Source organism: Nitrosomonas sp. PY1 (assembly GCF_022836435.1).
Taxonomy (GTDB): Bacteria; Pseudomonadota; Gammaproteobacteria; order Burkholderiales; family Nitrosomonadaceae; genus Nitrosomonas.
On sequence record NZ_BQXC01000001.1, the window covers coordinates 2,405,590 to 2,424,569 of the forward strand.

At 43.6% G+C, this 18,980-nt stretch carries 19 protein-coding genes and 1 tRNA gene; 10 read left to right on the forward strand and 10 right to left on the reverse strand.

The genetic code is table 11. The features are described 5' to 3' along the window. Positions 1 to 3: 3 nt before the first annotated feature. From ruvA to W03_RS11185, 3 genes are read right to left on the reverse strand one after another with little or no spacing between them, the layout of a single operon-like run. Complete coding sequence (gene ruvA, locus W03_RS11175; protein ID WP_244073343.1) at positions 4 to 588, reverse strand: Holliday junction branch migration protein RuvA; 585 nt, start codon at positions 586 to 588, stop codon at positions 4 to 6. Next, entirely contained in the window at positions 585 to 1,103 is a 519-nt protein-coding gene (ruvC, locus tag W03_RS11180) for a crossover junction endodeoxyribonuclease RuvC (protein WP_244073742.1), read from the reverse strand. Before ruvC ends, ruvA begins: the two co-directional genes overlap by 4 nt. A 23-nt stretch (positions 1,104 to 1,126) precedes the next feature. After that, positions 1,127 to 1,852, reverse strand: coding sequence for a YebC/PmpR family DNA-binding transcriptional regulator (locus tag W03_RS11185; protein ID WP_244073349.1), 726 nt, complete (start codon positions 1,850 to 1,852; stop codon positions 1,127 to 1,129). Positions 1,853 to 2,276: 424 nt separating this feature from the next. On the opposite strand from W03_RS11185, the gene W03_RS11190 reads away from it, so the two are divergent. The 3 genes from W03_RS11190 (at position 2,277) to nudB (ending at position 4,954) form a co-directional block, all read left to right on the forward strand. Continuing rightward, positions 2,277 to 2,615 carry a zinc ribbon domain-containing protein gene (locus W03_RS11190; protein WP_244073350.1) on the forward strand — a complete coding sequence of 113 codons (339 nt, stop codon included), beginning with the start codon at positions 2,277 to 2,279 and terminating at the stop codon, positions 2,613 to 2,615. A gap of 96 nt (positions 2,616 to 2,711) precedes the next feature. Then, a complete protein-coding gene (gene aspS / locus W03_RS11195; RefSeq protein WP_244073743.1) occupies positions 2,712 to 4,502 on the forward strand; it encodes an aspartate--tRNA ligase in 1,791 nt (596 codons plus the stop codon). 14 nt (positions 4,503 to 4,516) lie between these two features. After that, the gene (gene nudB, locus W03_RS11200; RefSeq protein ID WP_244073352.1) at positions 4,517 to 4,954 is read left to right on the forward strand and encodes a dihydroneopterin triphosphate diphosphatase; all 438 of its coding nucleotides are present in this window, start codon (positions 4,517 to 4,519) and stop codon (positions 4,952 to 4,954) included. A 109-nt stretch (positions 4,955 to 5,063) separates the two neighbouring features. Here nudB and W03_RS11205 read toward each other — a convergent pair whose 3' ends face one another. The 3 genes from W03_RS11205 to W03_RS11215 form a co-directional block, all read right to left on the reverse strand. Further along, the gene (locus tag W03_RS11205) at positions 5,064 to 6,560 is read right to left on the reverse strand and encodes an FMN-binding glutamate synthase family protein (protein ID WP_244073353.1); all 1,497 of its coding nucleotides are present in this window, start codon (positions 6,558 to 6,560) and stop codon (positions 5,064 to 5,066) included. Between the two features lie 216 nt (positions 6,561 to 6,776). Continuing rightward, positions 6,777 to 7,943 (reverse strand): hypothetical protein, encoded by a 1,167-nt coding sequence (locus W03_RS11210; RefSeq protein ID WP_244073355.1) that lies wholly within the window; start codon positions 7,941 to 7,943, stop codon positions 6,777 to 6,779. Between the two features lie 24 nt (positions 7,944 to 7,967). Beyond that, positions 7,968 to 8,405, reverse strand: coding sequence for a DUF4124 domain-containing protein (locus tag W03_RS11215; RefSeq protein ID WP_244073357.1), 438 nt, complete (start codon positions 8,403 to 8,405; stop codon positions 7,968 to 7,970). A gap of 182 nt (positions 8,406 to 8,587) precedes the next feature. Here W03_RS11215 and guaB point away from each other — a divergent pair, with 182 nt between their 5' ends. Both guaB and guaA read left to right on the forward strand, forming a co-directional pair. Beyond that, positions 8,588 to 10,051: an IMP dehydrogenase gene (gene guaB / locus W03_RS11220; RefSeq protein ID WP_244073359.1), complete on the forward strand. Its 1,464-nt coding sequence runs from the start codon at positions 8,588 to 8,590 to the stop codon at positions 10,049 to 10,051. A gap of 18 nt (positions 10,052 to 10,069) precedes the next feature. Continuing rightward, positions 10,070 to 11,632 (forward strand): glutamine-hydrolyzing GMP synthase, encoded by a 1,563-nt coding sequence (guaA, locus tag W03_RS11225; RefSeq protein WP_244073361.1) that lies wholly within the window; start codon positions 10,070 to 10,072, stop codon positions 11,630 to 11,632. Positions 11,633 to 11,847: 215 nt separating this feature from the next. Here the strand turns inward: guaA and W03_RS11230 are convergent, their stop codons facing one another. The 3 genes from W03_RS11230 to W03_RS11240 all read right to left on the reverse strand — a co-directional run bounded on the left by W03_RS11230 (position 11,848) and on the right by W03_RS11240 (position 13,304). After that, positions 11,848 to 12,225, reverse strand: coding sequence for a hypothetical protein (locus tag W03_RS11230; protein ID WP_244073363.1), 378 nt, complete (start codon positions 12,223 to 12,225; stop codon positions 11,848 to 11,850). Positions 12,226 to 12,504: 279 nt separating this feature from the next. Further along, positions 12,505 to 12,945 carry a DUF2231 domain-containing protein gene (locus W03_RS11235; RefSeq protein ID WP_244073365.1) on the reverse strand — a complete coding sequence of 147 codons (441 nt, stop codon included), beginning with the start codon at positions 12,943 to 12,945 and terminating at the stop codon, positions 12,505 to 12,507. 20 nt (positions 12,946 to 12,965) lie between these two features. Next, positions 12,966 to 13,304, reverse strand: a complete 339-nt coding sequence (locus W03_RS11240) for a hypothetical protein (RefSeq protein ID WP_244073367.1) — start codon at positions 13,302 to 13,304, stop codon at positions 12,966 to 12,968. Between the two features lie 117 nt (positions 13,305 to 13,421). Between W03_RS11240 and W03_RS11245 the strand changes: the two genes are divergently transcribed. Beyond that, positions 13,422 to 14,066 carry a metalloregulator ArsR/SmtB family transcription factor gene (locus W03_RS11245; protein ID WP_244073368.1) on the forward strand — a complete coding sequence of 215 codons (645 nt, stop codon included), beginning with the start codon at positions 13,422 to 13,424 and terminating at the stop codon, positions 14,064 to 14,066. Positions 14,067 to 14,258: 192 nt separating this feature from the next. Here W03_RS11245 and W03_RS11250 read toward each other — a convergent pair. Next, positions 14,259 to 14,334: transfer RNA gene (locus W03_RS11250), tRNA-Arg, on the reverse strand. A 289-nt stretch (positions 14,335 to 14,623) separates the two neighbouring features. Here W03_RS11250 and W03_RS11255 point away from each other — a divergent pair. The 4 genes from W03_RS11255 to W03_RS11270 all read left to right on the forward strand — a co-directional run bounded on the left by W03_RS11255 (position 14,624) and on the right by W03_RS11270 (position 18,906). Then, entirely contained in the window at positions 14,624 to 15,556 is a 933-nt protein-coding gene (locus tag W03_RS11255) for an exopolyphosphatase (protein ID WP_244073369.1), read from the forward strand. A gap of 234 nt (positions 15,557 to 15,790) precedes the next feature. Continuing rightward, entirely contained in the window at positions 15,791 to 17,017 is a 1,227-nt protein-coding gene (gene argJ / locus W03_RS11260) for a bifunctional glutamate N-acetyltransferase/amino-acid acetyltransferase ArgJ (RefSeq protein WP_244073371.1), read from the forward strand. 24 nt (positions 17,018 to 17,041) lie between these two features. After that, positions 17,042 to 17,938: an ATP-binding protein gene (locus W03_RS11265; RefSeq protein WP_244073373.1), complete on the forward strand. Its 897-nt coding sequence runs from the start codon at positions 17,042 to 17,044 to the stop codon at positions 17,936 to 17,938. After that, a complete protein-coding gene (locus W03_RS11270; protein ID WP_244073375.1) occupies positions 17,935 to 18,906 on the forward strand; it encodes a Nudix family hydrolase in 972 nt (323 codons plus the stop codon). The genes W03_RS11265 and W03_RS11270 overlap by 4 nt, the downstream gene beginning before the upstream one ends. The last annotated feature ends 74 nt before the right edge of the window (positions 18,907 to 18,980 follow it).

Below are 18,980 nucleotides of genomic sequence, written 5' to 3' on the forward strand. Positions count from 1 at the left end.
CCGTTATTTCTTCTCTTTCGATAATAGCTGCAGAGCCTGGCGTATGCTATCGGATACGGTTGTATTAGCTGGGATTTGTTTAACTGCCCAGCTTGCTTCACGCTCACTATAACCCAGTGATAACAATGCATTTAATACATCACTGCCATGCAGTATTGCAGTAGATTTATCGAACGTCACTCCTGCTAGATCCAATTTATCGCGCAGTTCCAACAGCAAACGTTCAGCGGTTTTTTTACCAATGCCCGGAACTCTCGTCAGAAGCGTTCCATCCTGTGCAGCAACAGCTTGCTGCAAATCAAGTACACTCAAACCGGATAAAAGCGACAAAGCCGTTCTTGCTCCGATTCCAGAAATTTTGATGAGTTGACGGAAAACTTGTCGCTCCATTTCGGTTGCAAAACCGAATAACAAATGGGCGTCTTCACGAATAATCAAATGGGTGTGTAATGTCACATGAGCGCCGATTGCAGGGAGGTCATAAAATGTACTCATTGGCACATCAACCTCATAACTGACCCCTTGAATGTTAAGCAACACTTGGGGAGGGCGCTTTTCCAACAAGACTCCTGTAAGCCGCCCGATCATACTAAGCGACCCCGTTTCATGCGATAACCCCCGAGTGCAATCTTTCCAAGACCAAATCCACCATGTGCATGACAAATCGCACAGGCCAGCGCATCCGCCGCATCGGCATTGGGGCAATTGGCCAAACCGAGCAATCTCATCACCATTTCTTGTACTTGATTTTTTCTCGCATGACCATTTCCAACCACAGCCTGCTTAATTTGTAATGCTGTGTATTCACTTACTTTCAGATTATTGAGCATCGCCGCACAAATTGCGGCACCACGCGCTTGACCCAATAGTAAGGTCGACTTGGGATTAATATTGACAAATACCTGCTCGATAGCGACTTGATCCGGTTGATATTGAACGATCACCTCTCCTAAGTTATCGAGAATCGACTTGAGCCGAATTGGCAATTCACCTTCAGATGTTTTGACGCACCCACTGCCGACATAGGCCAAATGATTTCCACTTTTGTCTATCACACCGAAACCGGTAATGCGTAGACCTGGATCTATGCCAAGTATGCGGATTTTGTCACCTGTGAATCCGACAATTATGCATCTATGATTGCTGTGGTATATACATTCTGAACGTCATCAAGATTTTCCAATGCATCTAACAATTTTTGCATTTTTATCGCATCATCTCCAATCAGTAATGCTTCATTGCTTGATTTCATAGTCACTTCAGCAAATTCTGCTTTAAAGCCTGCTTTTTCCAATGCAGTTTTCACTGTAATAAACTCGTACGGCGCGGTCATCACTTCGATACTGCCATCGTCATTACTGATAACGTCCTCAGCACCACCTTCTAACGCCGCTTCTATGAGCTTTTCTTCATTGGTGCCGGGTGCAAAAACCAACTGGCCACAATGTTTAAACAAAAAACTGACCGATCCATCCGTACCTAAATTTCCACCATTTTTAGAAAATGCATGACGCACATCAGCAACGGTACGCACTCGATTATCGGTCATGCAATCCACCATTACCGCAGCACCTGCCACACCGTATCCTTCGTAACGAATTTCCTCATAGTCGACACCATCAAGAGCGCCACTGCCCCGTTTAATTGCCCTTTCAACGTTATCTTTAGGCATATTTTGATCATATGCTTTATCAACCGCCAGGCGTAAACGAGGATTGCTATCAGCATCGCCGCCGCCCATACGAGCTGCCACAGTGATTTCCTTGATAAGACGAGTAAAAACCTTGCCACGTTTTGCATCTTGCGCAGCTTTCTTGTGTTTGATATTAGCCCACTTGCTATGCCCTGCCATTTTTTTATCCCAATTAGAGGGGACTGTTATGTTACCACCACACTCTTGTAGGATAAAGCATCAAAGAGCAGAAAGACCGAATGGAATTTGTGTGCCAGCAAATCATTGGTTTAAGCAGTTTTTCGACTACAAACATGAAACAGAGTGGCAAAATCAGCGAGTACTTTGTCACCAAGTCAGACAAGTATGACAGTAGAAATAAGCCATGCAACAGCGATCCGACCGAACCGACCATCGTGCCGCACACATGACAAGGTATTCACAGAACAACGCGGAGTGGGGTGCTAACAATGCAGAGAACAACCTAAATTTTCGTTCAGATACATGGTATTTTTTACGATTCCTGACACTGTGCTATTCATAAAATAGCAATGACTAAGTTATAATTACTGGTTTTTCAAATATCATTGAATGGTTGGTGGTAATGCCTATATACGAATATCTTTGCAATGCGTGCGGTGCTGAGAAAGAGCATTTACAAAAAATTAGTGATGCGCCTATTGCCGTATGTCCAAACTGTGGCAGTAATGATTATATTAAACGCATATCTGCGGCGGGATTTCAGCTAAAGGGCAGTGGATGGTATGTAACAGATTTTAAAAATAACCAAGTAAAGCCGTCGAATACCTCACCGACTGAAAAGAATGTTAAAAATGATACAACCGTATCTGCAGAAGCAAAGCAATCAGCACCTGCGACATCTTCAGAATCAAGTCCAGGTAAAACAAGTAGTACAACTTCTAGCACAGTATCTGAAGGTTAGTCTCGCAAGTATTACAGCTAGCAGTTCATTAGATTATCTAATAGCTTGAATCACTCAACAACAATCGAAAATTATCAATTTCAGATGATCAAAAATATGCGTACCAACTACTGCGGCGCCATTAATACGAACTATCTCGATACATCAGTTACGCTCTTCGGTTGGGTTCATCGACGTCGAGATCATGGTGGTGTAATTTTTATTGATCTACGCGATCGTGAAGGGTTGGTGCAGATTGTTTGCGATCCCGATAACGCCGCGACTTTCCAGATTGCTGAAAAGATACGTAATGAATATGTTTTGAAAATTTCCGGTAAGGTTCGTCCACGCCCGGAAGGAACAGTCAATTCTGCACTGTATAGTGGTGAGATCGAAGTATTGGTTGCAGAAATTGAAGTGCTCAATCCTTCCTTGACGCCACCTTTCTTAATGGATGACGATAACATCAGTGAAGTGGTGCGACTGGAGCATCGCTACCTGGATTTGCGGCGTCCTGTGATGCAATCCAATTTGCGGTTACGTCATCGAGTAGCAATGGCGGTACGGGTGTTTCTCGATCAGCATGGATTTCTGGATATTGAAACACCGATGCTGACCAAATCAACACCGGAAGGCGCGCGCGATTATCTGGTGCCATCCCGAGTAAATGCAGGACACTTTTTTGCACTTCCGCAGTCACCCCAATTGTTTAAACAACTACTGATGATCTCGGGATTTGATCGTTATTATCAGATTACGCGTTGTTTTCGCGATGAGGATTTACGTGCCGACCGGCAGCCAGAATTTACGCAAATCGATATCGAGACATCCTTTTTATCTGCCGATGAGATTATGCAATTGATGGAAGAAATGATCCGCAATTTATTCAGAAGCGTGATCAATGTCGATTTACCGAACCCGTTTCCACGCATCACTTACGCTGAAGCAATGTTCCGGTATGGCTCGGACAAGCCTGATTTACGCGTGCCATTGGAGTTTACAGAGCTCACGGATCTCATGAAAGAGGTATCTTTTAAGGTGTTTCGTGAAGCTGCGGAAAAACCGGGCGGCCGTGTTGCGGCGTTACGCATACCCAAGGGAGCGGAATTATCCCGCAAAGAGATTGATGACTACACCAGTTTCGTAGCCATTTATGGCGCAAAAGGCTTGGCATACATCAAAGTGAACAGTATTGAAAATGGCATGGAAGGATTACAATCACCGATTCTCAAATTCCTACCTGAAAACACCGTTCAAGCAATTCTGCAACGTACTCAAGCACAAGGAGGAGATTTAATATTTTTTGGTGCGGATACAGCTAAAGTCGTCAATGAATCGCTTGGTGCATTGCGTATCAAAATCGGTCATCAACATGGACATGCCGAATTGAATTGGAAACCTTTGTGGGTAGTTGATTTTCCTATGTTTGAACGCGATGAAGAAGAAAATCGCTGGCAAGCGCTGCACCACCCATTCACCTCTCCAATAGATGGTCATGAAAATTTTCTGGAGAGCGATCCTGGTAAAGCGCTCTCAAAAGCATACGACATGGTGTTGAACGGTTCCGAAATCGGTGGTGGATCGGTGCGGATCCATCGTCAGGATATTCAATCTAAAGTATTTCGTGCGTTGAATATTTCAGAGCAAGAAGCACAAGAAAAATTTGGTTTTTTGTTACAAGCACTGCAATATGGCGCCCCTCCTCATGGCGGTATCGCTTTCGGATTGGATCGTATTTTAACTATGATGACTGGATCTGAGTCGATTCGAGATGTAATCGCATTTCCTAAAACACAACGTGCACAGTGTCTATTGACACAAGCTCCTAGCTCGGTAGATGAAAAACAATTGCGTGAATTGAATATCCGTTTGCGCCAAGTAGAAGCTAAGCCGGGAGTAAGTGGCTAAATTCTTGTACGATCATGTACAAAATTCCTATTTCAGTCTTAGTCGTTATTTACACCAATGATTTACAAGTTTTGTTATTGGAGCGAGCTGATCATCCGGGCTACTGGCAGTCGATAACCGGCAGTCAAGATCCGGGTGAAACGTTATACCAAACAGCCGTGCGTGAAGTTTTTGAAGAAACGGGATTGAATGCGCTTACCTATGAATTACAGAACTGGCAAATAACCAACCAATATAAAATTTACGAGGAATGGCGCTGGCGCTACGCACCAGGAGTTACTGTCAATACGGAGCACGTATTTGGTTTGTGTTTACCTGAAGTATTACCCATAAAAATTGCAACTCGCGAGCATCTCAGTTATCAATGGTTGCCTTGGCAGCAAGCACGCGAAAAAGTTTTCTCTGACAGTAATGAAAGAGCCATCTTTGGTTTATCAAAGATGGTGGGGTGAATATGTTTCAACGCAAATTGCTTTAAAATAATCGCCCCTACCAGGGTCAGTTCATTTTTTCTAGAAAGCGCTGATATGAAACTCCGGATTCCACGAGAATCCGCATATCTCAGGATGCGTGGGTATTGTTACTGAGTATTTCCGGATACGGGTAAAGCATGTTCAAAGCAGTGCTTTTACCGGCTGTTTCAACGATACGTACATGCTCTCGTTTAAATTGACGGGCATGGTGCAAACCGCAGGAATGAGCAATCATATTGATTTCCTTGTTAACATTTATAGCGTAATTAGCCACGCGCAAATATTTTTCTTCCACCACCAAGCCATTCTGCAAGCGCACATCATGCGTCGTGATTCCGGTTGGGCAGGTATTGAGATGACAACGCATCGCTTGAATGCAGCCAAGTGAAAACATGAATCCTCGTGCGGTATTGACAAAATCAGCGCCAGCACAAAGTGCCCATGCCCCTTCTGAAGAAGTAACCAGTTTTCCTGCAGCGACAACATAAATACGGCTTCTCAGGTTGGATTGGATAAGTGCGTCCACCACACGCGGTAGCGCTTCTGAAATAGGCAGACTAACATGGTCCATCAAGCTTTGGGGCGCTGCGCCGCTACCGCCTTCACCGCCGTCAATGGTAAGAAAATCCGGAGCATACTCCAATCCACGACGATTGATGTTATCGCATAGTTCATTGATAAAATTCCATCCTCCGATAGCCGTTTTGACTCCGATCGGACGACCGGTCAATTCGCGAAGGTGACTGATTTTATCGAGTAACTCGTCAATGCTATTGATATCCTTATGGCGATTTGGACTGATCGAAGCTTGATTTTCAGGAATACCGCGTATCATAGCAATCTCACTACTCACTTTGGTAGCTGGCAATAATCCACCTTTCCCGGGTTTTGCACCTTGCGATAACTTGATCTCAAACGCTTTGACAACTTTGCTCAATTCTTTGGCTCGCTGCGGAGAAAAATTGCCATGCTCGTCACGAATTCCGTATTTGGCGGTGCCTATCTGCATGATCAAATCACCCCCTCCCTCCAGGTGATACGGCGACAAACCGCCCTCACCAGTATTCAACCAACAGCCAGCTTGTGCTGCACCGAGCGATAACGCCCGTATCGCAGGCTTGGAGAGGGCACCATAACTCATGGCGCTGATATTGATGATGGATTTGGCTTCGAATGGATGTTCGCAGTAGCCTTGACCGATATACAATGACGGCGTAGGCAATTGATCTTCTTCCTGAATTGGAAAAGCAGCATTGACGAAAATAACCGAACCAGGTTGACGCAAATCGTTAGTGGAACCAAAACCAATCAAACTGCCTTCGTTCTTGGCGCTTTTATAAACCCAAGTACGCGTGGCGCGATCAAAAGGCATTTCATCACGGTCATTAGCAAAAAAGTATTGGCGAAAATATTTTCCCTGGGTTTCAAAAAAAAAGCGTAAGCGCCCGATGACCGGGTAATTGCGTAAAATCGAATGTTTCTTTTGCGTTACATCTTGGATGAACCAAACAATGACCAGAACGACTATTACCATGCCAAGCATTGCGGCGATACTAAAAAAAATTAAATCAAGTACGTTGGACATATTTTCTCCTTGTTCTACTTACCAATCGTCACGCTATCTGTTCAATCACAGTAAGAACGTGCATTCACTATAATGCATTGCCTCACTGCCGGCTAGAGTGGCAGCATAGAACATAGAAAAAGGGCAGATCTTATTCAGTCTCGACAGTCTTTCGAACTGTCATATAGCATTGATTACTCGTGGTAATTGTTTAGAAAAAATAGATACAGAACATACCTATTCAAATGTGGGCTTATCCGAAAAGAATTTCTCTTGACGTTTTTGATCGTCAAAATATAAGGATTCATTTGGCTCGAGCCGATTACCCAGGGTTTGTATTTGCGCCCAGATATCAGGAAACTCATTCAATCTTTTGAAACGCCGAGCATTCTTCTTGAAATCAGCTTTATCGCCTACCTGGTATAACAATTCGAATAACTGCAACCATCCATAAACATCAAGACGATCGACCGCCAATTGCTTTTGTAAAAATTGAATTGCCAATTCTTTCGATGCCCCTTGCTCGATCATCCGGCTGGCTTGCGCAGCCATCTTAGAAGTACGTGCCACGACATTATCGGATGGCTGAATCCCGGATGATTTGCTTTTTCTATTAAAAAGCCCTTGAAAACGATGGCGATCGATAGGTTCAATGACTGCCACATCATATTCATCCCGACGGGATTTTCTTCTCGACTTGGATTTACGATAAACATTCAACAGTACGATAGTAATGAGTAATGTCAGCGATAGGCCTACCATCAAAAGTAGATCGATATCAGCAAAATATTCTGTTGCGATATCATCGCTCTGTATGTTGTTCAAAACTGCTACTGCCAAAGGAGCATCGCTTTCTGGTTCTGGTTGCCGAGACAAATCTGTGATGATATTTGTGTCAGAACTTTTAACTGCAACGGATTCAATGATTGAATGAATGTTGATTGCTTGAACGGCCGTTTGGATATTAGCGATTTGGGCAGCGAGCGTGTCAATTTTTTGATTGAGTTTATGTAAATCATTGGCGCTATTGTCGGCATCTTGTTCCAATTGTGTCATGCGCTGTTCGTATTCGTCGATAAGTTCAGCACCAGGCGTTGAATCAACACTTTTATTTTGAAAAGCGAGATCGGAGCTTTCATCCACAATTCTTTTTCGTTCCTTATTATGCGATGAATCGGCATAACGATCATTTGCTCTTAAATCTGATATGAGGATGGTAGCGCCACCCGGAATTGATTCATTTATCTGATTGAGGGAAGGTGCATTCTCGTTCTGAGATGCTAAGGTATTGTCAGGTACAGGATGAAAAACCGGTGTTTCAGCAGTTGCTCCCAAGTAACCAAAGCCTCCCAGTGATAACAAAAAAACAACTGTTAGACCAAACGATTTTGTGTGAATTATCATTAGCTTTTTAAAATTGCATTAGATTTATTTTTTACAATGCGTTGCAATATCTTTGTTTGTTTGATCGATTTTCTTTTGCCGTTCGTTATCATCTACATACGCAATGCCACCTGCTCCATCTGGTACGGTTAAACGAGGTGATTCAGTATACATGCGTAACCGGGTCTGCGCTTCAGTACATTTTTGTTTATTTTCTTCTACTTTACTCTGTTGTTTGGCTTGTTCTTCTTTCCGCTCCGCTTGACGCTTGTCGAGCGCCTCTCTGGCTTCAGATAAATTTTGCGATTGATTGGTACCACTCGCATTAGAGGATGAGGGAGATGTTCCTTTGGTATTAAAATGTTTTTTTTCAGTTGTCATACCGGGCGGTGGCGGACGGTCTGTATATTGTGTTTTACCGCTTTCATCGACCCATTTGTACACCTGTGCGAACGAGTGGGAATTCATTATAAGGTTGAACATTACGAATCCTGTTAATACAAGAAATCTCACTGTTTTCTCCTAAAGAGTGTAGTTAATCAGCTCAACTGTATTTACGAAAGATTGATGACATTACATCATGATACCTGGAAATATACTGCATTCTAAACGAGAATTAACCTATTTTTTGGCTATAATATCGCTTTGCCAAGGATTGACATGCTATGCAGTTAACTGAAAAAGCGCTTACTTTTGATGATGTACTACTCATTCCTGCTCATTCAACAGTTCTGCCACGTGATGTAAGTCTGGCGACACAATTGACTTCGACCATCACACTCAATATACCGCTATTATCAGCGGCAATGGATACCGTAACAGAAGCTCCGCTTGCCATTGCGTTAGCGCAAGAAGGAGGCATCGGTATCATTCACAAAAACATGACGATCGAAGCGCAGGCAATGCAGGTTGCGCAAGTCAAACGTTTTGAGAGTGGCGTTGTCAAGGATCCGATCACGATTCACCCGGATATGACTGTGCGCGAAGTATTGGAAATGATACGCAGACATAAGATATCCGGATTACCGGTGGTGAAAGGGAAAAAAGTGGTCGGTATTGTGACAAATCGTGATTTGCGTTTTGAAAATAATTTAGATCAAACGATTAAGCACATTATGACACCGAAAGCTCACTTAGTGACGGTTAAGGAAGATACAGCGCGAGAGCAAGTGTTGGCGTTATTGCATAAACATCGATTGGAGCGCCTATTAGTTGTCAACGACCAGTTTGAATTATGCGGCTTGATTACAGTAAAAGACATCGTCAAAACTTCTGAATATCCTTCAGCCAACAAGGATGAGCAAGGGAGCTTGTGCGTCGGTGCTGCAATCGGCGTGGGTGAAGGCAGCGATGAGCGCGCAATTGCCCTGGTGGAAGCTGGTGTTGATGTGATTATTGTCGATACTGCGCACGGTCATTCACAAGGTGTATTGGATCGCATTACGTGGCTGAAAAAGAAATTTCCCAAACTGCAAGTGATTGGCGGCAATGTTGCCACTGCAGATGGAGCAAGAGCATTGGTTGATAGTGGCGCTGATGCGGTAAAAGTGGGCATTGGTCCTGGGTCTATTTGTACCACGCGTATTGTTGCGGGCGTAGGCGTACCGCAAATCACCGCGATTCATAACGTATCAGAAGCGCTCAAGGGTAGCGGCATTCCGACCATCGTCGATGGCGGTATTCGTTATTCCGGTGATATTGCAAAAGCACTAGCTGCTGGCGCCAGTACTGTCATGTTGGGTGGGTTATTTGCCGGCACGACGGAAGCACCCGGTGAAATTGAGCTTTTCCAAGGGCGTGCTTATAAAACTTATCGTGGCATGGGGTCTTTATCAGCAATGCAACAAGGTTCAAGCGATCGTTACTTTCAAGAAAGAGAACAAAAAAACAATGACAAATTGGTACCCGAAGGAGTAGAAGGTCGAGTGCCTTTCAAAGGAAATATTGCTTCGGTCATTCATCAACTCATTGGAGGCGTACGCTCAAGCATGGGTTATTTGGGTTGTGAAACAATTGCCGATATGCATGATAAAGCGAAATTTGTCGAAATTACTTCCGCAGGAATTCATGAATCGCATGTACATGATGTGCAAATCACCAAAGAAGCGCCTAACTACCAAATTAAATAACAATTAATCCTTAATCTGATGCATCAGAAAATTCTCATCCTTGATTTTGGTTCTCAATATACGCAATTGATTGCCCGACGTATCCGTGAAACTAATGTGTATTGTGAATTGCACCCTTATGATGTGAGTGCAGAGTTTATTGTCGCATTTGCGCCCAAAGGTATCATACTCTCCGGCGGTCCTGCTTCGGTTAACGTTGAAGAAACACCGCGCGCACCTCAAATCGTATTTGAACTCAATGTTCCAGTATTGGGTATATGTTATGGGATGCAAACCATGGCGGCACAGCTAGGTGGTGTAGTTGAAAATGCTAGAGTCCGTGAGTTTGGCTATGCTGAGATTGAAACCTCTAAAGATGGGGCGCTGCTTCATGAAATTAAAGATCGAACTAGTAGGCAAGGTAGTGATTTCTTAGACGTGTGGATGAGTCATGGCGATTCAGTGGTTTCTCTTCCAACTGGGTTTTCTGTCATGGCGCACAATGCAGTCACGCCAATTGCAGCAATGGCAGACGATCAACGCCGCTTTTACGGTGTGCAATTTCATCCCGAGGTAACGCACACTTTGCAAGGAAAAGCTATTCTTGATCGATTTGTGCACGATATTTGCGCAATTGGTCGCGATTGGACAATGTCGAATTATGTCGATGAGGCAATCGGTAAGATACGTGCAACGGTAGGTAACGATCATGTTATTTTGGGGCTGTCTGGTGGCGTGGATTCATCGGTTGCGGCGGTACTGATTCATCGTGCAATTGGTAAGCAATTGACCTGCGTGTTCGTGGATAACGGACTGTTACGGGCCAATGAAGCTAAACAAGTGATGGAGACTTTTACCCATCATCTGACGGTAAAAGTGATGTATGTCGATGCTAGCCGAGATTTCTATAGCAACCTTAGAGGAATTACCGATCCAGAAGCCAAGCGCCGCGTGATTGGTCGTGAATTTGTAGAAATTTTTCAGCGGGAAGCAGGAAAAATTAATGAAGCCAAATGGCTGGCACAAGGCACTATTTATCCTGATGTCATCGAATCGGCGAGCAGCAAAACCAAAAAAGCGCATAAAATTAAATCGCATCATAACGTTGGTGGGTTGCCTGAGTCATTGCATTTGCAATTACTCGAGCCCTTGCGTGAATTGTTCAAAGATGAAGTACGTGAATTGGGCTTGGCATTAGGCTTGCCACGGGAAATGGTATTTCGTCACCCATTTCCAGGCCCAGGCCTAGGCGTGCGTATTCTGGGTGAAGTCAAGTATGAATACGCTGAATTGCTCAGACAGGCCGATCAAATCTTTATCGAAGAATTGCAACATTCTGGCTGGTATGAAAAAACTTCGCAAGCTTTTGCAGTTTTTCTGCCGGTCAAATCCGTTGGCGTGATGGGGGATGGGCGCACTTACGACTATGTGATTGCATTACGAGCGGTACAAACTCAGGATTTTATGACAGCCAACTGGGCGGAGCTGCCATATTCACTGCTTAGTAAAGTTTCCAATCGTATTATTAATGAGATTCGTGGCATCAACCGAGTGGTTTACGATATTTCAGGCAAACCACCAGCAACGATAGAATGGGAATGAAATATATACCCAACGTCGTCCAGCAACATCTACAAAGCTCGCTTAAATACCTGGTTTCTTGGTTTCAGAGAATTAACTGCCCAACCTTTCTGTATTAATGCTGTTTCTCAGAGCCATTGATAAATTGCGTGAAAATAAAACACCCTATTTATGAGCAATGACCATCATACATCGGAGTCAATGGGTTGATCTTGGTATGTTATCAACGAATTAAACTATTCACTAATCAAGTATTGGATTCCCTCTGTTTGAATGAATGGTTGTGCTTGTATTGAAGTAAAAGTTCGAGTGTCAGATTCTCCTTGTAGCATAACATAACCATTGCTAAGTTCTGTGGCATTTACAAGTTTAAATGTCTGTGTAGTAGGTGAATAATCAAAAATCAGATTGAAAGCGTTTGGAAAAAAGCTATTATCATTAAATGGTATAGGATTTCCTAGCACATATCCTTTATTTTCAAATATGAGTCCGTAAGAAATAACTAGTACAGTGCCATTAAAATATGCTATTGCTCTTATATTTGAAGTTTCCGGATCCGGAGCTTCAATTGATTTTAGGCAAGGTTTACCATTACTACCAGGAATAGAATACAAATATCCACCTAGCAATACCAATTGATAATTGCCATTTCCTAAATCAGATTCAACTATAAATTTACTTTGATAGGCTCACCGAGAATAGCTGAATCATCTGTACATTTAAAACCGTCATAAATGATCGACAATGCATTGGCATGGTTAATCATTAAACAAAATAATAGTGAAGTAAAAATGGTTTTCATCAATCGCTCCCTCTTGAATTGCAACATAAGCATCAAGATACATTAAGTAAGTTAATAAATCGGATTGTGAAAAATGATAGCTTAAATAAAGCTATTGGTTTAAATCTTCTTTCTTTAAATGATGGATACCTATACCGTATTCATATACGAGCTTTCCTCCCACCCAACCTGCACCACAAAGAAAAATGAATCCTAAAATCGAAAAAGATATAGCGATTAAATTGGGTTGCTCGAGATGAGTGCCGTTTAGGCGTAAAAACAAACTGACCGCATACAAAGACCAACTGACCATAACGAGTATCATGTGCTGATTCGCAATTTTAAGGGCCGGGCTTTGTTGATCAATTTTTCCTAGCTCCAGTAATCCGGTCGTCATGGCAAACAACGCAGTGATCGTTCCAATGACAAGTAACACCCCAGCTACCCAGCCAACTTGTTCATTTGTAAAAAGACTGGCAATGTCTGCTATTGTTGCCAGGAACCAGGTTGCTATTGGAAAATGAACTAGCATTGGGTGGATAGGGTGTTTCATAAGAGTTACTTCCTGATTAATCAAATAAATAAACTGAGTAGTGTTAGAAAACCGGCTACCGCAACGCCTGCATGAATGAGCACGACATTTTTTGGTGCAACGCTACCCTTAACATGTATCGAAGCAAGATAGAACCCACCTAATGCAGCCACCACAAGCAAACCAAGAGCAGCAGTCAAGCGTCCATCTCCTGAGCCTTCCAGAACTAACATGATTAACATGACCAAACCTGTTGCACCTAATAAGGCGTGCACTATGGATAAAGGCCACGGCGCTAACTGTCCGGAAAATATTTTTGTAGCCAATACAACACCGCCGACGGCTGCAATTGCTAAAACTATGATTAAATATGTAAGCATTGATTTCTCCTCTCTTCCTATAAATATTATGAGGACTTTTACTTTACTTCATATTTTGGAGCTTTTGCAATAAAAATATGCTAAAACTTCTAATTTTAACTATTCTAAAAAACTAGAATGTCCTCTTTATCATTGCTAGGTCAGAGCCAACAATCGTTAGTCACCGCTTTACTTCGCCACCGAAACGGACTTACGGTGGACGAGCTGTCACAATTATTATCGATTTCCCGCAACGCAGTAAATCAACATCTTGCCAGTCTTGGAGGTAGTGGTTTTATTCAGAATACTATGCAAGAAAGCACAGGGGGCAGGCCATGCAAAATTTATTCATTATCTCCAAGCGGTTTAGAGCTATTCCAGAGACGTTATTCATTTATTGCAAAGCTGCTTCTTTCCTGGATTGATAAGAATCTGGGTGAGCGGGAATCACAGTTGTGCTTACAATCACTTGGGGAACAAATGGCTGGGGAGTTTGAGAGCCGTATGACAGAGCAGCCATCACCCGCTGAAAGATTGCACGAAGCGGTGAGCATTCTGTGTGAACTTGGTTATGATGCAAGTATAAAGTCGATTTCAGAAAATCGTACCGAGATTATTGCTAATAACTGCATTTTTTATAAACTTGCAGAAGAATATCATGGATTTTGCGCACTCGATTTGAGTTTCTTAGCTTCTTTGTTAAAAGCAGATATTCAACATAAAGAATGTATTATCAAAAAAGGGAATTACTGTCGCTTCGCAATTACAAGTCATACTGGCTAGAAATTTATATGTACTTATGCTTGCCAGGATAACCCCCTCAAATATTAAGGGAGCAAAACAGTAGAGTTTTAGGTTCTGTTGCAGAAATAGCCCATTCTTATACAGAATAGTAGCAAGCGCAACTGATCATTAACCCCGGCGTAACCCGGGATTAATGATTTGATTTTCAATGTACATAACATATCAGTTTATTGGTACCCTGAACACGAATCGAACGTGCGACCTACCCCTTAGGAGGGGGTTGCTCTATCCACTGAGCTACCAGGGCAATCCGGTTATTTTACGCTATTCTTGGCCAGAAGAAATCTAGCAGAAGCTCATACTTGGATATTTACAAAGAGAACCCCGCACGGCTTAACTGTGGAAAACGATATGATCATGTGTATCAGCGCCGTTCAGATCTTACAGTTACTCGTTTTGAAGTCTCTGCAAAACTATTTGCTACGTTTTAAGCTCCAAATTCAACCCGTGATTTAAGGGTTTTTTTTGCCTTACATCAAGTATTACAGAAGATGGTGCGCTATCTATAATAGCTAAATCGATTGGAGGGATTAGTAATGGTAGAAAAAAAATTTCGGCTAGTTACTCGTAGCGATTTTGATGGATTGGTTTGTGCTGTTTTGCTAAGGCATCTCGATATATTGGGCGATGTTTTGTTCGTCCACCCTAAAGATATGCAAGACGGCAAAATCGAAATCGGGCCGAATGACATTACCACGAATCTTCCTTATGTTGCCAATGCACACTTGGTGTTCGATCACCATTCATCGGAGCTCGTGCGTAATAAAGCAATAAGCAATAACTATGTAATCGATCCTAAAGCGCCTTCGGCAGCACGTGTGGTTTACGATTATTACGGCGGCTCAAGCAAATTTCCTAGCGCTTGGAATGACATGATGACGGCGGTAGATAAAGCCGACTCAGCACAATTCTCCCGTGAAGAGATCTTGCATCCGAAAGATTGGGTTCTCTTGAATTATCTGATGGATTCCCGAACTGGCTTAGGGCGTTTCCACAATTTCAGGATCTCGAATTATCAGCTCATGATGGATTTAATCGATTACTGCAAAAACCACACGATCAATGAAATCATGCAATTGGCCGACGTCAAAGAACGTTCCGATTTGTATCGCAAGCACGAAAGCCTATTTAAAGAACAATTACAACGTTGCAGCAAGGTATATAACAATCTGGTGGTATTGGATTTACGCAACGAAGAAACGATTTATTCGGGCAATCGCTTCATGATTTATGCACTTTACCCCCAAACCAATATTTCCATTCATGTATTGTGGGGCGTTAAGCAACAAAATACGGTTTTTGCAACCGGAAAATCGATTCTGAATCGCACTTCACAAACCAATATTGGTGAATTGATGCTGAAATATGGAGGGGGCGGTCATGCCAATGCAGGAACATGCCAGATTGCTAATGAAAAAGCGGAAGAAACATTACAACGCTTAATTCAAATCATTACAAGCGAAGGTTGATACTAATACCGCAGCAGTATTAGCCATTCTTCAATTAGGGCGCTCCTATTTGTATGCGATTTTATGACTAATTGAAAACGTCACCTCAACAATCATCGTACACTTCCCAAATACACACCCTACTTTAACTGCAATCTTGCAATAGTCCGCACATGACCGTTTGAAATTCACTGGTCAATTCAAGCGATTATACGGTAGCATAGCGCCATTATTAAAACGTTTGGAAAGCTCGCTATGCCCGTCAATATCCCCCCGCTGTCTCCCGAACAATTGTTGCCCATCCAAGGCGTAACACTCGGTATTACCGAGGCCGGTATCAAAAAACCTGGCCGCAAGGATCTGTTGGTAATGGTATTGGATGAAGGTACACAGGTTGGGGGTGTATTTACGCAGAACCGATTTTGCGCCGCACCTGTGGTCGTTGCCAAACAGCATTTGATGGGATCGCCGATTCGAGCATTGGTGGTCAATACAGGCAATGCCAATGCGGGCACCGGAGAAACAGGCATTCAACATGCGCAAACGACTTGTTCCGAGCTGGCTCGAGTATTGAATTGCACAGCACAGCAAGTACTACCATTTTCCACCGGCGTCATCATGGAACCGCTACCGATCGAGAAAATCGTTGCAGCGCTTCCGGCTGCGGTATCAAACGGTAAGACGGATAATTGGTTTGCTGCAGCACAAGCGATCATGACGACAGATATCGTACCCAAAGCCATTTCGCGGCAAATACAGTTGAATGGAAAAACCGTGGCCATCACAGGCATCGCCAAAGGTTCCGGCATGATCCGCCCGAACATGGCAACCATGCTAGGATATATTGCCACGGATGCAGCTATTACAAAGAATGCATTACAGGACATGGCACGCTTTGTGGTCGACCATTCGTTTAATCGCATCACGGTCGATGGCGATACCTCAACCAACGATGCATTGATCATCATCGCAACCGGTAAAACTGGAAATACTCCAATTTCTGCTGCCGACAGCAGCGAATTTAAGCAGTTACAGCAAGCGATCACAGATGTCGCCGCCGAATTGGCTAAAATGATCGTACGCGATGGCGAGGGCGCGACCAAATTTATCACAGTGCAAATCGAAAATGGCCGAAATTCAACCGAATGTAGCCAAGTCGCTTATGCAATTGCACATTCACCGCTCATCAAAACCGCCTTTTTCGCATCCGACCCGAATCTCGGCCGAATACTTGCCGCCATTGGTTACTCCGGCATTCAAGATCTCGATGTCAATAACATCCAATTGTATTTGAATGATGTATTGGTTGCAGAAAAAGGAGGCCGTGCGATACATTATCGCGAGGAAGACGGTCAACGCGTGATGCAGCAAGCGGAAATCACCATACGGGTAATATTGAACCGAGGTAGTGCTGCGACTACGGTTTGGACGTGCGATTTTTCCTATGATTACGTCAAAATCAATGCCAGCTATCGCAGCTAGCTTAGCCTTACTTCAATATTACCTATGTCAGATTTTAAAAAATTATCGCAACGGGCGAATAAATTGCTTGATCGCCTGGAAAAATTCCTACCACACGAACAATCAGAGCCGGATTGGCAAGCCGCGCATGCTTTTCGTTGGCGCAAATACAGTAACGCCTACCACACCGGAGGCTACATCCAAGCCGTTCATCATCCACACCCAATCACTTTGGATGCCTTACGCGGTATCGATGAACAAAAGCAACGGATTGAGCAAAACACCCGGCAATTTGTACAGGGATTTTCTGCTAATAATGTCTTATTAACGGGCGCACGGGGCACTGGGAAATCTTCATTGATCAAAGCGTTGTTGAATCAATTCGCACCAGACGGATTGCGTTTAATCGAAGTAGAAAAACACCACCTGGTCGATTTGCACGATATTGTCGAAAAAATTGATCAGCGCCCAGAACGCTTTATCTTATTTTGCGATGACTTGTCTTTTGAAAGCGACGAGCCCGGATACAAAGCGCTTAAAGTCGTGCTGGATGGTTCGATTGCCACAGTTTCGGATAACGTACTGATCTATGCAACTTCCAATCGGCGGCATATGGTACCCGAGTTGATGCGTGACAACTTGGATACCAAGCATATCGGCGAGGAAATTCATCCGAGTGAAACCGTGGAAGAAAAGATTTCCTTGTCGGAGCGCTTTGGTCTGTGGTTGTCTTTTTATCCTTTCGATCAGGATCATTATCTAGAGATCGCTTACTATTGGTTACGCCGTTATGGCATCCATAAAATGACGCCTTCCATCTATGCCGCAGCTTTGCAATGGGCTTTGCTACGAGGCTCGCGCAGCGGGCGTGTAGCGTGGCAATTTGCCCGTGACTGGGCGGGTCGACAACAATCGCTTAAAGCTTCCCGAAACGATTCATGAGCAGCGCATCTGCCGAAACCAAGGCGATTGTAGAAGTTGTTGCGGCTGTGATTATGCGGCCAGATGGAAAATTTTTGTTAACTCGCAGACCGGGTGGCAAATTATATTCCGGTTACTGGGAATTTCCAGGCGGAAAAGTTGAAACCGGTGAAACGCTCATTCAATCCATGGAGCGTGAATTGTGGGAAGAACTCGGCATTCAAGTGATACATGCCCAGCGCTGGATCACCCGTGTCTTTATGTACCCTCACGCCACAGTACGACTTAATTTTTTCCGCATCTTGGCTTGGAACGGCAAGCTTGAGCCCAGAGAAAAGCAAGGACTATTCTGGCAATCTCCAGAACATGTCAACGTATCCCCCATCTTACCGGCCAATACGCCCATTCTGCGCGCGCTGCGGTTGCCACCAATCTACGCCATTACGCACGCTTCTGAAATCGGGATTGAAAATTCCCTGATACAGATTCAAACAGCCTTTCAACAAGGATTACGCTTGCTGCAAATCCGCGAAAAAACCATGGAAAGAACATCGCTGCTAAATTTTTCCACCCAAGTGATTGCCTTAGCAAAGACCTTTCAGGCAAAAGTATTGATCAATAGCGATATCGAATTAGCGCATGAAGTAGGCGCTGATGGGGTGCATTTGCCTGCATCGCAATTGATGTCGATTTCGGAGCGCCCAACCACTACCGAATCATTCTTGTGCGGCGCTTCGTGCCACAATGCAGAAGAACTCTATGCAGCCGAAAAACTAGCTTTGGATTTTGTAGTGCTAGGCCCTGTGCAACCGACTTTAACTCACCCTAACGGGTCGACACTCGGCTGGAATCGATTTGCACGGCTCATACAAAATGCTTCAGTACCTGTCTATGCATTGGGTGGATTGCGTAGAAATAATTTAACCATGGCACAAGAATTGGGTGCGCACGGTATTGCTCTAATGCGCGGAATAGCTGCGGATGAATAGATATATACGACAAGAGCATTACCGCTTTCTGTTTGGCTAAGATAGTAATTCCTATCAAACCGGCAATACTCTTG